A 15226-nucleotide genomic window follows, 5' to 3' on the forward strand; every position below is an offset into this window, starting at 1 on the left:
ACTTGTTGTCTTGAGGCAACTCGAATTATTTAGGGTAAAGCGGAATTGAAAATCTGCTTAATTGATGAAACAGGCGCCGGAGACGGCGCCTTATCTGTTCTTGCCGCCCGCTGGGGGTTAGAACACGATGAAGATAACCTGATGGCGCTGGTGATGACAGCGGAGCATCTGGAACTGCGTAAACGTGATGAACCCAAACTTGGCGGTATCTTCGTTGATTTTGTCGGCGGGGCGATGGCCCATCGGCGTAAGTTTGGCGGTGGACGAGGCGAAGCGGTGGCGAAGGCGGTCGGCATTAAAGGCGATTATCTGCCAGACGTGGTCGATGCTACCGCAGGACTGGGGCGCGATGCGTTTGTGCTGGCCTCGGTAGGCTGCCATGTACGGATGCTGGAACGTAATCCGGTGGTGGCGGCACTGCTCGACGATGGCCTGGCCCGTGGTTATGCAGACCCGGAAATCGGTCCGTGGCTGCAGGAACGTTTACAGCTGATCCACGCGTCGAGCCTGACGGCGTTAACCGATATCACGCCGCGCCCGCAGGTGGTGTATCTCGACCCGATGTTCCCACATAAGCAGAAAAGCGCGCTGGTGAAAAAAGAGATGCGCGTGTTTCAGTCGCTGGTGGGGCCGGACCTGGATGCGGATGGCCTGCTGGAGCCTGCGCGTCAGTTAGCCACCAAACGTGTGGTGGTGAAGCGCCCGGACTACGCGCCGCCGCTGGCGGATATCGCCACGCCGAATGCGGTAGTCACGAAAGGGCATCGGTTTGATATCTACGCCGGGACGGCATAGTTTGTAGATCTGTGCGCTTAACAGCCTGATGCGCTGCGCTTATCAGGCCTACGACAGCGAGGCCGGATAAGGCGTTAGCCGCATCCGGCATGACCCATTAAACAAACGGTGCCAGCGGGTCGGCAATTTCAAATGCTACTGCACGGTCTGCTTTCGGCGGATAAATCAGCTCGCTGACAATCGACACCTTCAGCTTCTTCGCTTCTGCGCGCGTCAGTTTCACCTGCTGGTCCCATCCTTCGCTATACACCGCACCCCAGGCACCGAGATCCAGACAAGTGACGTAGTTTTCCTGACGATATGGCAGTGGTGATACGTTTAACAGGTCCGCCGCGGCGTTATTACCGGCAAATTTACCCAACAAAATAGCGTGCTGACAGGTCATCAGCGCATGGTTGCCTTTGTCGTCGGTGGCGGCATAGGCCACATCGCCAGTGGCGTAGATATCATCGTGACCCACAACCTGCAGATTGGCATTCACATGCAGACGTCCCTGGCGATCGCGCGGAGCGTTAATCTGTGCTGTCAGGCCATTGGCCTGCACGCCGACGGTCCAGATAACCGTCTGAGAGGCAATCACCTGCCCATCTTTCAGCGTGACGCCGGAGGCATCCACGCTTTCTACTTCCGCATTGACCAGCCATTCGACGCCCAGTTCAGCAGAGGCTTCGATAATCACGTCACGTAATTCCTGGCTCCAGCGTCCGCCTGGCTGAGCACCGCGTTCAACTACGACAACTCTGGTCTTAGCATCAGCGCCCAATATTTCGCGCAAACGACCCGGTAATTCCAGTGCCATTTCAATCCCGGTAAAGCCGCCGCCGCAGACCACGACCGTATTGCGAGCCTCACATTCCGGTTGTAACGCCAGATCCTTAATGTGCTGCTCCAGTACGGCGGCGCTTTCGAGTTGGTCGAGGTCAAACGCGTACTCGGCGGCACCGGCGACGGCGTCGCGGTTTACATGACTTCCGCTGGCGAGCACCAGGCGATCGTAGCGGCGCAGATGAATGTCACCGTTGGCATCTTTCCAGCTCACCTCTTTAGAGTCCGGGAGGATTTGCTCGACGTGACCTTGCAGGAAGTTGACGCCGGTAACGTCAAACAGCGGTTGCAGCGGTGCGACCAGCGTATGAACGGCGCTTTCATAAAAACGTGGGCGGACACGCAGCTCTGGCTGTGGGGCAATTACTGTAATATCAATGGCCTGCTGATGTTTATCTGCCAGGCGTGCGGCGCTCAATGCTGCCCACATACCGGCAAAACCGGCGCCCACGATCAGAATTTGTTTGTGCATTGGTTTTATCTCACTGGTGACTACGAATTATTTACTCGGATTTTATTGGTCGTAGTTTTGGATTGCAATGCGATCCTGATCCTTTTTTCTGTATTGCATCGGGGTGCTTTACTATCTGTTTGATAAATATCTATTTATATTTTTATGCTCACGCGGGAACACTCTGTTCTCTGGAATGCCTTAGATGAAAAAGCTACAATAAACTCAGATTCATTTTGGCTGAGATAAAAAATGGCATTTTACAGTTCCGGGGTTGAGTACGGCATCCATAGCCTGATGTGTATGGTCGATAGCAAAGGCGACGCGCGGGATATGAGTGTGCGAGAAATTGCCGAACTGCAAAGTGTACCGTATGACTATCTGGCAAAAATTTTCACCCGTCTGTCGAAAGCAGGTCTGGTGCGCAGTATCGAGGGTAAGGGCGGCGGTTTCCAGTTAGCTAAACCCGCTGAACACATCACGGTGCTGGATGTGGTGAATGCTATTGATGGCGAGAAGCGCATCTTTGAATGTCGTGAAATTCGCCAGCGGCTGGCGGTATTTGAGGAGCATCCACCGGAGTGGGCCTGTGAAGGCATTTGTGGCGTGCGTTCGGTAATGGACATGGCCCAGCAGCGAATGGAAGAAGCGCTCGGCCAGCATACGATTCTGGACTTGGCGCGCAAAATGTATCGCAAAGCGCCTGACACTTTTGTGGTCGAAGTTCAGGAGTGGATAGACGCGCGCAAAGGGTAGTGAATGAAAATACCCGATAGCGCAAGGCGATCGGGCTTGTTGAATGTAGGCCGGATAAGGCGTAAGCCGCATCCGGCACTGAAGATTATTGCTCGGTACTCGGCGTATTAATCATGCGGTTCAGCCATGGCACCATAATCGCCATCACAACCGTTACCGCCAGGGTGACCAGGCCAATCTTACTGAAGACGTTGGTGTAGATAGGCAGCGTCTGGAGTGGATCGGTAATGTTTTCCGGTACAGCTGTAAACGTTGCGACGTAACCCCCCATCAGGAAGGCTGCTGCCTGCGTCAGGAACCACATCCCAAGAATAAAGCCCATCAGGTGTTGTGGCACCAGCGCGGCGACCATTGCCAGCCCCAGGGCGCTAATCAGCAGCTCACCCAGACTCTGGAACAGATACACCAGCACAATGAACCACGGAGACGTCAGCCCTTGCGCATCGGCAAACCACATTCCGGCTGCGGCGGCAGTCAGGAAGCCTAGTGAGCACAGGAACATGCCAAGCGTAAACTTCATCGGCATGGTCAGGTCTTTGCCCTTGTTGCCCAGACGGGTATAAATCACCGCCAGTACCGGGCTGGCAAGCACGACCCAGAACGGGTTCAATGCCTGGAAGCTCACCGGGTTGATGGCGAAGCCGAGAATTTCATGGTGGACGTTATTGATGGCAAAGAAGTTCAGCGACGTTGGCATCTGTGCGTACAGCACGTAGAACACCACCGCTTCCAGCATCAGGATAAAGGCCACGAACATCTTATTGCGTCCGGTTTTATCCAGTTTGAATGCCTGACGGAAGAAGATAATGGTGACGACAATCGACAGTACGATCAGCACCAGGTTGGCAACTTTAACGTTGTGCATCAGCCAGGCGCAGATGAATACCATCACCACCGTACCGGCCAGCACATAGAGCAGGTTACGGAAATTCAGCGGCTTATGATCGGGTTCAGAACCGATATTCTTCACCATTCCACGACAGGCAAAGTAGACCAGCAGCGCAACGATAAGCCCGGCACCGCACAGGTTATAGGTAACGGCGTAACCAAACTTATCGGCAATCACCGGCGCCAGCGACAGTGACAACAGCGAACCGATGTTGATCGACATATAAAACAGGGTAAAAGCACCGTCCAGACGGGCGTCTTTCGGGGGATAGCATTTTGACAGCAGGCTTGCCGGGTTGGCTTTAAACAGCCCGTTACCCACGGCAATGGTACCCAGTGCGACAAAAATCAGGTCGGGCTTGAGCAGTGACATCCCGGTCATGAAGTAACCAAGTGCCAGTACGATAGCACCGAGCACCAGCGTGCGTTTGGTCCCTAAAAGATGGTCGCCGACATAGCCGCCGATGGAGATCAGGCCGTATACCAATGCCGCAAACGCGCCAAAGGTGATAAAAGCCTGTTCCTGAGAAAATCCGAGTTGCTTAACAAAAAATACCGCCAGGATGCCCTGAACGCCGTAATAGCCAAATCGTTCCCATAATTCCACAAAGAAGATCATGAAGAACGGACGAGGTTGCTGCAGCAAGCCCGTAGGTGCAGTAGTATTCATATTCCTTCGCCTTTCAAAGCCATCCCGAAAAGTATGAACGCGTATGCTTAAACGCGCCGAAAAAGTCTTATTTTGTTATAGACTGCGGCGATTAGCCGTAAGGGTAGATTATTATAGAGATAGTTTTCGATCCAATTAGTTGATCACACTAATTATGATTTATTTGTTGGATTGATGTACTAATTGTGTCCGAATGATAAAAACAAAAACGCCCGCACAGGCGGGCGTTTACAGGCTTTACTGTTTGCAGCGGGCCGGGTTATTCCCCGGCAGCAAGCATTTTATGCTTCTTCTTCGTCACGCAGCGGAACAATCAACATGTCGACGTGCACGGTGTTGATCAGTTGACGCGCGGAGGACATCAGTTTGCTCCAGAAATCCTGGTGGTGGCCACAAACGACGAGATCCATGTCGTATTTTTTGATGGCATCGACCAGGACCTGGCCCAGGTCGCCGCTACCGCTCAGGGTTTCGGTGATTGGGTAGCCTGCATTGGTGGACAGCTCGGTTAACGCGTGGTGGGTTTCTTCAGAAATGCGTTTCTGCATGTCGCCCAGATTCACGTCGATTAGCCCGGTGTACAGGTCGGAATAGTTTACGTCAACGTGGATAAGGGAGACTTTCGCATTGTAAGGCCGCGCCATAGAGACCGCTTTTTCAACCAGAACTTTGCTTTCTGGAGAAAGATCAACCGCGATAAGAATGTGTTTATAAGCCATAGTGTTACTCCTTCCATAAGTTGTCGATGACTAGCCTGCTGGCGTTCATTTGCCGCCGCGTCATCCGCGTCCTGCGAACGTTGTGCGCGGGGCTAGCCCAGTCGTAAAAACGTACCTTATAAGGACTATCCTTACATTATAGCGACCGGGATAATCCGTCAATCCGCCTTGCTTGCCAAGTAGTTAAACAAATTTTTTAGTTAATTGCATTGATAGTGCTTAACCTTCTGGCAAAAAAATTAACTGATCTCCTACACTATTTAGAGAGGCGCTCGGATGCGTGACACTAACACGAGCGGTTTCGGTTGTACTCTTCACTGAATGGTTTGGCAGGGTATCGGGGAGCGGTAGTCCCGGAAAGGAGTTCCGTGGGCGGGTCGCCGGGGAGGAGATATGATAAGCACCATTGCGTTATTCTGGGCTTTATGTGTCGTTTGCATTGTTAATATGGCGCGTTATTTTTCTTCGCTACGCGCACTGTTAGTGGTACTTCGTGGTTGCGATCCATTACTTTACCAGTATGTCGATGGGGGCGGCTTTTTTACCTCGCATGGGCAACCTAACAAGCAGATGCGTCTGGTGTGGTATATCTACGCTCAGCGTTACCGTGATCATCATGACGATGAGTTTATTCGCCGCTGTGAGCGGGTTCGCGGTCAGTTCATCCTTACCAGTGCGTTATGTGGGCTGGTGTTAATCAGTATGGTCGCGCTGATTATCTGGCACTGATTTCTACGACAGATATAAAAAAAGCGGGTCAGTTTCCTGACCCGCTTTTTTACTGTGCATGCGCTTAGATTAGCTTCAGGGAGAGCCAGTACAGCACCCCGGAAAGGATAATCGCTGCTGGCAGGGTGAAGACCCAGGCCATCAGAATGCTGGTTACCGTTTTACGCTGCAAACCGCCACCGTCAACAACCATCGTCCCTGCAACAGAAGAGGAGAGAACGTGAGTGGTGGAAACAGGCATACCGGTGTAACTGGCGAGACCGATAGAGACTGCGGCAGTCATCTGTGCCGACATCCCCTGAGCATAGGTCATGCCTTTCTTACCGATTTTCTCACCGATAGTGGTCGCCACGCGACGCCAGCCAATCATCGTACCGCAGCCCAGAGCCAGAGCAACAGCCATGATAATCCAGACGGGGGCGTACTCGATGGTGCTCAGCATGTCGGTTTTCAGTTTCTTCAGCAGACGCTGATCGTCGCTGCTTACGCCAGGCAGTTTCACGACTTTATCGGTCGTATCAGAAATGCACAACATAATGCGACGCAGCTGGCTACGCTGCTCAACGCTTAACTTGTCGTAGGTTTCCAGGTTTGCCAGCATACCTTTCGCACGCTCAAGCGCGTTGATGGTATTTGCCGGGTGGCAATGGAACTCTGCCGGTGTCGTTGTCGCCGTTTCCGCCGGAGACGGAATCAACTGATCAACGCCGGTCGCCTGCTTGAGCAGATCAGGGCGCTGCTGGAAGTAGGTTTCGACGTTATTGATAGCATCACGGGTACGCGTAATTTCGTAACCAGAAGCATTCATATTCACCACGAAGCCTGCAGGCGCTACGCCAATCAGTACCAGCATTACCAGACCAATACCTTTCTGCCCATCGTTAGCGCCATGAGAGAACGCCACACCGATAGCGGAGAGGATCAGCGCGATACGCGTCCAGAACGGCGGCTTTTTCTTACCGTCTTTCTTTTCACGCTCTGCTGGCGTCAGGTGAATACGCGCGCGCTTCTTGGTGCCGTTCCAGTAACGACGCAGCAAGAAGATCAGACCGCCAGCGAACACCAGACCGACAATAGGGGAAATGATCAGCGAACCGAAAATATTGAGTACTTTCGGGATGTTAAGTGCATCCACCACTGAAGTCCCGTTCATCAACGCATTGGTTAAACCAATACCGATGATCGCGCCAATCAGCGTGTGGGAGCTGGATGCAGGCAGACCAAAGTACCAGGTACCGAGGTTCCAGATAATTGCCGCCAGCAGCATGGAGAACACCATGGCGAGGCCATGTGAAGAACCCATGTTGAGCAGCAGATCCGTTGGTAGCATATGCACGATGGCATACGCTACGCTGAGACCACCCAGCAAAACACCAAAGAAGTTGAACAACGCAGCCATGACCACCGCCAATTGCGAACGCATTGCACGGGTATAGATCACGGTTGCGACAGCATTGGCTGTATCGTGGAAGCCGTTAATTGCTTCGTAGAACAGCACAAAAGCCAGAGCAAGCAATAATAAAAGCCCGGTATGTAAATCCAGGCCAGCAAACAAATGTAGCATAGGACGTTACGCCATTTTGAGGACATGAACGCGGCGCATTATCAGTGACTTTGGCGGCGCGGGCAAAGTGAAATATAGAGTTTTTTTGATTTGTCTCCTGCTTTGTTTTACACCACTAAAGAATTATCCTATAGAATTCATATAAATACCTATTATTGATAGTTTGGTGCTGGTGCGACCACTGAGGAATCTTTACAATTCACGCCCGCTTTTTAGAGAGGATCGCAACGTGGAAAGGTTTGATACCGTTATTATAGGCGCTGGCGCAGCGGGTATGTTCTGTGCCGCGCAGGCAGGGCAAGCAGGCAGTCAAGTACTGCTGATTGATAATGGTAAAAAGCCGGGACGTAAGATCCTCATGTCCGGCGGAGGGCGTTGTAACTTTACCAATCTTTATGTGGAACCGGCTGCATATTTGAGTCAAAACCCGCATTTTTGCAAATCGGCGCTGGCTCGCTATACGCAGTGGGACTTTATCGATCTGGTGGGTAAACACGGCATTGCCTGGCACGAAAAAACGCTTGGTCAGCTGTTCTGCGATGATTCGGCCCAACAAATCGTCGATATGCTGGTTGCTGAGTGCGAAAAAGGTAACGTTACGATGCGGTTACGTAGCGAAGTCCTGAGCGTCGCACGAGATGATGACGGCTTCATTCTGGAACTGAACGGGATGACGGTCGGTGCGAAGAAATTGGTGATTGCCTCCGGTGGGCTTTCCATGCCGGGTCTGGGGGCAACGCCGTTTGGTTATAAAATTGCCGAACAGTTTGGACTGAAGGTGTTGCCGACGCGCGCAGGCCTGGTGCCCTTTACGTTGCATAAGCCACTGCTGGAGCAGCTTCAGGTGCTCTCAGGCGTGTCTGTTCCTTCCGTAATCACCGCTGAAGACGGCACCGTATTTCGTGAAAACCTGCTCTTTACGCACCGTGGGCTTTCAGGCCCGGCCGTTTTGCAGATTTCCAGTTTTTGGCAGCCCGGCGAATTTGTCAGCATTAATTTGTTGCCGGATGTTGACCTTGCGAGCTTTCTCGACGAACAACGAAGCGCACATCCCAATCAGAGCTTAAAGAACACCTTAGCGATGCAGTTGCCGAAACGTCTGGTGGAATGCCTGCAGCAATTAGGGCAAATCCCGGATGTAACGCTGAAACAACTTAACGTGCGCGATCAGCAAACGCTGGTGGAGACGCTAACTGAATGGCGGGTGCAGCCGAACGGTACGGAAGGGTATCGCACAGCGGAGGTCACGCTGGGTGGCGTGGATACCAACGAACTGTCTTCGCGCACGATGGAAGCCCGCAAAGTGCCTGGGCTGTACTTTATTGGTGAAGTGATGGATGTCACCGGCTGGTTGGGTGGGTATAACTTCCAGTGGGCGTGGTCGAGCGCCTGGGCATGTGCACAGGATTTGGGGTCTGCATAAGTGAAAGACTCTGTCTGCACACAATAAGAAAAAATATCATCGTGATGTGTGATACATGAACTGACTCTGACGTGCGTTTCTTAACTCCAGGAATGATATGATAAATCAGTTAAAAATCGCACAGATAAGAGAACGGGAGACACATGGTTATTCCTGAGGTAAAACAGGAGCGGCTCTATCAAAAGATAGCCAATCTCATCATTAAGCTCATCAATGATGGTATTTTTCCGCCGGGAAGCTTCTTACCCCCCGAACGTGAGCTGGCGAAGCAACTCGGTGTAAGTCGCGCATCGCTCAGAGAAGCGCTGATTGTGCTGGAGATTTCCGGATGGATCACCATCCAGTCAGGTAATGGTGTGATTGTTGCTGATAAAAAGCATTCCACCAGTGATTATACGATTGAAGAAATCCTCTATTCGCGTGAGTTGGTCGACAGCCATTGTGCGCGTCTTGCTGCTCAGGCCGGGCAAGATGATCTCATTAGCCAGCTTGAAGCACTGCATCTCAGCATGGAAAAGGCCATCAACGAAAACAATGTGCATGGTTTTTATTCCCTCGATAAGCAATTTCATTTAACAGTATCAGAAGCCAGCCAGAACCGCGTGCTGCTTGATATGTCGCGAATGCTGTGGGAACAGCGCGTTAACATCCCGTATGCCGGGCTGGACAAACGTTCCGGCAATCGGGATGTATTAACCAGCATGAATACACAGCATAAAGCGATTGTGGATGCGATCCGCCAGGCTGATGCTGACGGTGCTTACCAAAAATCGCTGGAACATCTGGCCTATGTCAGACAGATCGTGGGTCTTTAATCACACCACGCTATTGGCGTAGAGCGGCTACCGCTGCACGTGCGCCTACGCTGTGCAATTGCTGACAGGCAGCGGTTACGCGTTCGATAAAGTCTGTGTTCTCGCAAAGGTCTCGCCCAAAGATAGTGTCAATGGCTAACAGCGCCCGGACACGTTCTTCTATTGATGGATACTGTTGATAAATAGCCTGATACTGTGCTGACAGCGGATCTATCACCTCAATCGGATGACCTTGTTCATCCACACCGCTGATGTAGCGCATCCAACCGGCGACTCCCAACGTCAGATGGCGAGCGTCTTCGCCTTTTTTCAGATGAAGTCGAATGGGGTCCAGCAAGCGTTGCGGTAATTTCTGGCTGCCATCCATCGCAATTTGCCAGGTTCGGTGCTTCAGTGATGGATTAGTAAAGCGCGCGATCAGCAGCTCTGCATAAGCCGCAAGGTCTGTTCCTTCCGGCATTGACAGCGTCGGCGCTTGTTCATTGAGCATCAAAACCCGCGCTGCATTGCGATACGCCGGGTTGGTCATCGTATCGGCAATCGTTTCATACCCGCCCAGATAACCAAGGTACGCCAGGAAAGAGTGGCTGCCGTTGAGCATGCGTAACTTCATCATCTCAAAAGGCACCACATCTGCTACAAACTGTGCGCCCACGCGATCCCAGTCCGGACGCCCATTGACAAAGTTATCTTCAATCACCCACTGACGGAACGGCTCACAGGCAATGGCACAGGGATCATCCACCCCAAGCTGTTCAGCGATTTGCGCTAACGTCTCTTCTGTTGCTGCCGGAACGATGCGGTCTACCATCGTGCATGGGAACGTTGCCTGTTCGGCAATCCACTCAGCCAGCTGCGGATCGCGCTCGGCGGCTAAACCCAGGACCGCGGTTTTTGCGACGCGGCCATTTTCTCGTACGTTGTCGCAGGACAGCACAGTAAAAGCCTTCAATCCCTGCTGGCGGCGCAGTGCGAGGGCTTCGACGATATAACCCATTGCGGATTTGGGGGACTGTGGGTGAGCAATGTCGTGCTGGATAAACGGATGATTCAGATCCAGCTCGCCGCTTGCGGCATCTGTGCAATATCCTTTTTCGGTGATGGTCAGTGAAACGATGGCCGTTTCTGGACGTGCCATTGCGTGGATAATGGCTTCACAGCCGTCAAACTCAGGATGCAGCGCTTCTTTCATCGCGCCAATGATTTTAAGCTCTGTCGTTTGTGCTCCGCGCTCGGCAACGGTGTACAGCAGATCCTGCGCCTTCAGGTTTTGAATCAGTGTGGCATCGTGTCCGGGCATCAGGTTGACCTCACAGATACCCCAGTCGCTGTCACTGCTTTCCAGCAAATGATGTGTATAGAGTGCCTGATGAGCGCGGTGAAAAGCGCCGCAACCAAGATGTACGATACGCGAAACAAGGCGTGAACGATCCCAGCGCGGGCGTGGGGTGGAAATCTGGGCGGTGGCGAGATTCTTGTCCATGACAAACTCCTGTCATTGATGATCTTCTTTGATAATGCGCTATCAAAGACCGGTCCTGACTGAAAGTGAAAAACCGCATGGCGGGGATACCATGCGGCAATGTGGTTACTGATTGAAGAAGGCGCGTTGGATAGCCAGTTCAACGCCGCGTACTTCAGCCAGGCCTTTAAGGCGACCAATAGCGGAATACCCTGGGTTGGTTTTCTTTTTCAGGTCATCAAGCATTTGATGACCATGGTCTGGTCGCATGGGGATAAGTAAGGCGTTGCCTTCAGCTTTGCGTCGCTGTTCTTCTTCGACTATTGCTTTCACGACGTTGTACATATCAACATCCCCGGAAAGATGCGCCGCCTCATGGAAGGTTTTGGGATTCTCTTCACGTTGTGTGGAACGCAGGTGCGTAAAGTAAATCCGCGGGCCGAACTGTTTGATCATATCCACCAAATCGTTGTCGGCGCGTACGCCGTAAGATCCTGTACACATCGTAAAACCGTTGGCGGTACTGTTTACGGTATCCACCATCCACTGCATATCTTCTACAGTAGAAACGATGCGCGGCAGGCCAAGAATTGGGCGCGGTGGATCGTCCGGATGAACCGCCATACGTACACCCACTTCTTCCGCAACCGGGATAATGGCTTTCAGGAACCCGGCGAAATTTTCCCGTAAGACTGCTTTGTCGATATCTTTATAGGTTGCAAGGTGGCTACGGAATTGATCCAGCGTATAGCCTTCCTCGGCGCCAGGCAGACCGGCAATGATATTTCGCGTCAGCCGAGCTTTGTCCTCTTCGCTCATATCCGCAAAACGCTGGTGAGCCTGGGCAATTTCCTCCGCGCTGTAGTCCGCTTCCGCACCGGGACGCTTGAGGATATGCAGCTCAAAGGCGGCAAACTCAATCTGGTCAAAGCGCAGAGCCTTTGAACCGTCGGGTAGCACATACTCCAGGTCGGTACGGGTCCAGTCCAGAACCGGCATGAAGTTGTAGCACACGGTAAAGATGCCGCATTGGGCGAGATTGCGCAGCGTCTGCTGGTAATTCTTGATCCACAGATCGTACTGGCCCGTGTGGGTCTTGATGTCTTCATGGATCGGCACGCTTTCCACGACCGACCAGACCAGACCCGCTTTTTCCACGATCGCTTTGCGTTTGAGAATTTCTTCTACGGACCAGACTTCACCGTTTGGAATATGGTGCAGTGCAGTGACCACACCCGTTGCACCGGCTTGACGAACATCGGACAACGACACGGGATCGTTCGGGCCATACCAACGCCAGGTTTGTTCCATCGCTTTATCTCCTGGAAAAATTAATGAAAGGTCGCATTGATCTTCAGATAGCGTTCTGGGTATTGATCGAGTTCCTTCACGGCGTCAGGCACATCATCAATATTCACCACCTTGCTGACGACATCCGCAGGATTAATGTTCAGCGTAGCCAGCATCTGTAACGCTTCTTCGAATTCGCCAGCGCTGGTACGTGATCCGCGCAGATCCAACTCTTTAAACGTGATCAGGTTAGTGGGTAACGATGTCTCCTGTTTTGGCCAGCCGGTGAAAGCAATACGACCCGCAAACGAAGCAAGATCCAGCGTTTCGCGAATTGCACTGTTGGCACCAGATGCTTCGACGACAACCTGTGCCATCGTCCCCTGCGTGATATCTTTAATCGCCTCAACAACCTGGGTGTTCGACGGATTGATGACGTAAGGCACGCCCAGCGATTTTGCGTACTGAAGTCGTTCTTCCACGATATCGATCAGGATAGGTGTCGCGCCATAACGTAATGCGCTCAATGCCGCCATCAGACCTATCGCACCGGCTCCAATAATGGCGATATGCTCCCCGGCCGTCAGTTTGGCGCGGTGTAGCGCATGCAGTGCGATCGTCAGTGGTTCAGCCAACGGAGCCATCTCAGTAGCGACGTCATCCGGGATTTTGTGAATCAAATGCGCGGGGTGAGCAACTACCTCCTGCATCGCGCCATCAATATGTACGCCAATGACCTTCAGGTTTTCACAGCAATTTGTTCTCCCCACTGAACAGGGGTAGCAATGACCACAATAAATATAAGGATCAACAATAACGCGGTCACCTTCCTTAATATTTGCTGGCATGCCCTTGCCTTGTTTAATAATAATACCCGTGACTTCATGTCCAATAATACGTGGATAGGTCACCAGGGGGTTAGTACCGCGAAATGCACCTATATCAGAGCCACATATTCCAGCAGCATCAACCTTTATTAATACTTCATTATCTTTCTTTTCCGGGTAATCAACCCAACGGGTTTCAATTTCACCAGGTTTATTGATGTAGACAGCTTTGACTTTCATTTGTTTTTAATCCTTTATTTTTGACAAATACGAATACCAGGCAGCTGGAAACAATCGCAATAGCACCAGCCAGATAGAATGCGTAATCATATTTACCGCTGAACTGAACAATAAATCCGGTGACCAGAGGGCCAATAATTCCGGATATATTTGCCAGCCCATGCATGGCGCCACCGACGCTACCCACTTTATCTTTGTGCACGACGTCCTGAATAACTGCCCAATAAATAGGTCCAGTTAAATACAGCAGGAATAACGAGACTGACATCAATCCAACGGCACTGCCGATAGTGGTAACCGTTCCAGAAACCGCCACACAGATTGCCGCTCCAGCCAGGCAAACACCGAGAATGAGACGGCGAGAAAGCAGGGCGTTGCCCGTTACCCGATAGATAAAGTCAGAGCATACGCCACCCAATACCATGCCGATTGCACCAATCACCCAGGGGATCACCGTTGCAATACTGATTTCTTTAATATCAAGGTGTAGCGAGTGGTTCAGATAGCTTGGGAACCAGGTCAGGAAGAAAAAGAGTATGTAGTTATAGCTGAAGAAGGCCAGCGTCGTTGCCCACACCATCGGCTGCTTCATGTAGTAGCCGAGAGAAGGCATCGCTTTACCGTCATCCGCTAAAATGATGTCATCATGGTTTTCAAAATCGACACGTTCTTCCGGGGTGAGGTGTTTACTTTTTGAGGGTTTATCACTGGCAATGAAATACCAAAGTAATACCCAGGCTAAACCAAACAGGAAAATAATACCGAATGCCGGACGCCAGCCTAATGAAAGAGCCAGCAGACCAACCACCGGACCGGAAATTGCGCCGCCCAACGGCGATCCTGCGCTGAAAATGCCGATGGCAGTGGCCGATTCTTTACGCGAAATCCAGTTATTGATTATTTTATTACCTGCAGCACTGACCGGCCCTTCAGCCATGCCGAATAATACGCGAACAGCCAGCATAGTCCATAAGCCAGTAACCAGACTGGTCATCCCACAAAATACTGACCAGAGTAATGCGGCGACCAGAAATACTGTTTTGGGGCCAAATCGGTCACTGGCCCAGCCACCGATAAAGTTAAACAGTGCATAACCAACAAAGAATGCGCTGAAAATCATACCCATTTCAGCGGCATTAAATCCTAATTCCTTTTCAATGAGTGGAGCGGTGATCGACAATGCTGAACGATCCATATAGTTAAGCATGTAAACTATAAAAAGAAGAAAAACGATAAGCCATCCCATTGTTTTTCTTTTCATGATATATCCTCTTATTGTGGTCTAGCGGCCTGACCACAATATTTAAAACCTATTTTAAGATCACCATTCTTTTGATACGAATGTGATCAACATAACGAAAAATTAGCGCGTTAAATAATCACGATCAAATGCGTGTTGGCATATCTTTATGAATTTTAAGGTTTTTGATGTTAGCGGTGAAATTTAGGATAAAAACGAGCTTCGTATTCAAAACCTATTTTGGGTGGATATTGCAATGGCGTCGTACAGGGAAAACGGCGAGCGTTCAGCGCAAATCAGTCAACCAGCGCAGCGGCCAGGTACAGTCACAGTGGTATCCCACCCGCTGAGAACGAAAAAATGGCTCATAACGACCTCTTTCTGTAATGTTTCATTAACATTTGAGCTACATGTCACAGAATCAACGATGGGGATAAAAGTCGCTTTGACACGCTTTGGGTTACCTTCTAGAGTGGAAAAATACAGATTTTAGATAAGAGACTATCTGTGAAATTAAGATGGTCTCTTATTG

Annotated in this window: 13 protein-coding genes; 5 read left to right on the forward strand and 8 right to left on the reverse strand. The window is 51.2% G+C overall.

From position 1 onward, the window contains the following. Positions 1-45: 45 nt before the first annotated feature. On the forward strand, positions 46-795 hold the full coding sequence (rsmJ, locus tag RYZ59_RS05295; RefSeq protein WP_318045473.1) for a 16S rRNA (guanine(1516)-N(2))-methyltransferase RsmJ: 750 nt from the start codon (positions 46-48) through the stop codon (positions 793-795). 97 nt (positions 796-892) lie between these two features. On the opposite strand, the gene RYZ59_RS05300 is transcribed toward rsmJ, so the two are convergent. After that, positions 893-2092, reverse strand: coding sequence for an NAD(P)/FAD-dependent oxidoreductase (locus RYZ59_RS05300; protein ID WP_318045471.1), 1200 nt, complete (start codon positions 2090-2092; stop codon positions 893-895). A 231-nt stretch (positions 2093-2323) separates the two neighbouring features. On the opposite strand from RYZ59_RS05300, the gene RYZ59_RS05305 reads away from it, so the two are divergent. Beyond that, a complete protein-coding gene (locus RYZ59_RS05305; protein WP_220394438.1) occupies positions 2324-2827 on the forward strand; it encodes an RrF2 family transcriptional regulator in 504 nt (167 codons plus the stop codon). A gap of 85 nt (positions 2828-2912) precedes the next feature. Here the strand turns inward: RYZ59_RS05305 and dtpB are convergent, their stop codons facing one another. Together dtpB and uspA are read right to left on the reverse strand one after the other, a co-directional pair. Next, complete coding sequence (gene dtpB / locus RYZ59_RS05310) at positions 2913-4385, reverse strand: dipeptide/tripeptide permease DtpB (RefSeq protein ID WP_318045466.1); 1473 nt, start codon at positions 4383-4385, stop codon at positions 2913-2915. Positions 4386-4666: 281 nt separating this feature from the next. Further along, positions 4667-5104, reverse strand: coding sequence for a universal stress protein UspA (uspA, locus tag RYZ59_RS05315; RefSeq protein WP_137382013.1), 438 nt, complete (start codon positions 5102-5104; stop codon positions 4667-4669). Positions 5105-5497: 393 nt separating this feature from the next. Between uspA and uspB the strand changes: the two genes are divergently transcribed. Then, the gene (uspB, locus tag RYZ59_RS05320) at positions 5498-5833 is read left to right on the forward strand and encodes a universal stress protein UspB (protein ID WP_003023371.1); all 336 of its coding nucleotides are present in this window, start codon (positions 5498-5500) and stop codon (positions 5831-5833) included. 64 nt (positions 5834-5897) lie between these two features. On the opposite strand, the gene pitA is transcribed toward uspB, so the two are convergent. Further along, complete coding sequence (pitA, locus tag RYZ59_RS05325) at positions 5898-7397, reverse strand: inorganic phosphate transporter PitA (RefSeq protein WP_318045464.1); 1500 nt, start codon at positions 7395-7397, stop codon at positions 5898-5900. A gap of 229 nt (positions 7398-7626) precedes the next feature. On the opposite strand from pitA, the gene RYZ59_RS05330 reads away from it, so the two are divergent. Together RYZ59_RS05330 and RYZ59_RS05335 are read left to right on the forward strand one after the other, a co-directional pair. Further along, complete coding sequence (locus RYZ59_RS05330; protein ID WP_271441286.1) at positions 7627-8820, forward strand: NAD(P)/FAD-dependent oxidoreductase; 1194 nt, start codon at positions 7627-7629, stop codon at positions 8818-8820. Between the two features lie 143 nt (positions 8821-8963). Next, complete coding sequence (locus RYZ59_RS05335) at positions 8964-9635, forward strand: FadR/GntR family transcriptional regulator (RefSeq protein ID WP_318045460.1); 672 nt, start codon at positions 8964-8966, stop codon at positions 9633-9635. Between the two features lie 10 nt (positions 9636-9645). On the opposite strand, the gene RYZ59_RS05340 is transcribed toward RYZ59_RS05335, so the two are convergent. The 4 genes from RYZ59_RS05340 to RYZ59_RS05355 form a co-directional block, all read right to left on the reverse strand. Then, entirely contained in the window at positions 9646-11118 is a 1473-nt protein-coding gene (locus RYZ59_RS05340; protein ID WP_318045458.1) for a fructuronate reductase, read from the reverse strand. Between the two features lie 105 nt (positions 11119-11223). Beyond that, positions 11224-12408: a mannonate dehydratase gene (gene uxuA / locus RYZ59_RS05345; protein WP_318045456.1), complete on the reverse strand. Its 1185-nt coding sequence runs from the start codon at positions 12406-12408 to the stop codon at positions 11224-11226. 20 nt (positions 12409-12428) lie between these two features. Then, positions 12429-13454, reverse strand: coding sequence for a zinc-binding dehydrogenase (locus tag RYZ59_RS05350; RefSeq protein ID WP_318045454.1), 1026 nt, complete (start codon positions 13452-13454; stop codon positions 12429-12431). Next, positions 13426-14715, reverse strand: a complete 1290-nt coding sequence (locus RYZ59_RS05355; RefSeq protein WP_318045452.1) for an MFS transporter — start codon at positions 14713-14715, stop codon at positions 13426-13428. Before RYZ59_RS05355 ends, RYZ59_RS05350 begins: the two co-directional genes overlap by 29 nt. Positions 14716-15226 lie beyond the last annotated feature (511 nt).

The organism is Citrobacter sp. HN-141 (assembly GCF_033341895.1).
Classification (GTDB): domain Bacteria; phylum Pseudomonadota; class Gammaproteobacteria; order Enterobacterales; family Enterobacteriaceae; genus Citrobacter.

Excerpts from the sequence above, each read along its gene's own strand:
- RYZ59_RS05305 (WP_220394438.1), top strand. The coding sequence starts at position 2,324 with ATGGCATTTTACAGTTCCGGGGTTGAGTACGGCATCCATAGCCTGATG.
- RYZ59_RS05300 (WP_318045471.1), bottom strand. The coding sequence starts at position 2,092 with ATGCACAAACAAATTCTGATCGTGGGCGCCGGTTTTGCCGGTATGTGG.
- RYZ59_RS05340 (WP_318045458.1), bottom strand. The coding sequence starts at position 11,118 with ATGGACAAGAATCTCGCCACCGCCCAGATTTCCACCCCACGCCCGCGC.
- RYZ59_RS05335 (WP_318045460.1), top strand. The coding sequence starts at position 8,964 with ATGGTTATTCCTGAGGTAAAACAGGAGCGGCTCTATCAAAAGATAGCC.
- RYZ59_RS05350 (WP_318045454.1), bottom strand. The coding sequence starts at position 13,454 with ATGAAAGTCAAAGCTGTCTACATCAATAAACCTGGTGAAATTGAAACC.
- uxuA (WP_318045456.1), bottom strand. The coding sequence starts at position 12,408 with ATGGAACAAACCTGGCGTTGGTATGGCCCGAACGATCCCGTGTCGTTG.
- uspB (WP_003023371.1), top strand. The coding sequence starts at position 5,498 with ATGATAAGCACCATTGCGTTATTCTGGGCTTTATGTGTCGTTTGCATT.
- dtpB (WP_318045466.1), bottom strand. The coding sequence starts at position 4,385 with ATGAATACTACTGCACCTACGGGCTTGCTGCAGCAACCTCGTCCGTTC.
- pitA (WP_318045464.1), bottom strand. The coding sequence starts at position 7,397 with ATGCTACATTTGTTTGCTGGCCTGGATTTACATACCGGGCTTTTATTA.
- uspA (WP_137382013.1), bottom strand. The coding sequence starts at position 5,104 with ATGGCTTATAAACACATTCTTATCGCGGTTGATCTTTCTCCAGAAAGC.
- RYZ59_RS05355 (WP_318045452.1), bottom strand. The coding sequence starts at position 14,715 with ATGAAAAGAAAAACAATGGGATGGCTTATCGTTTTTCTTCTTTTTATA.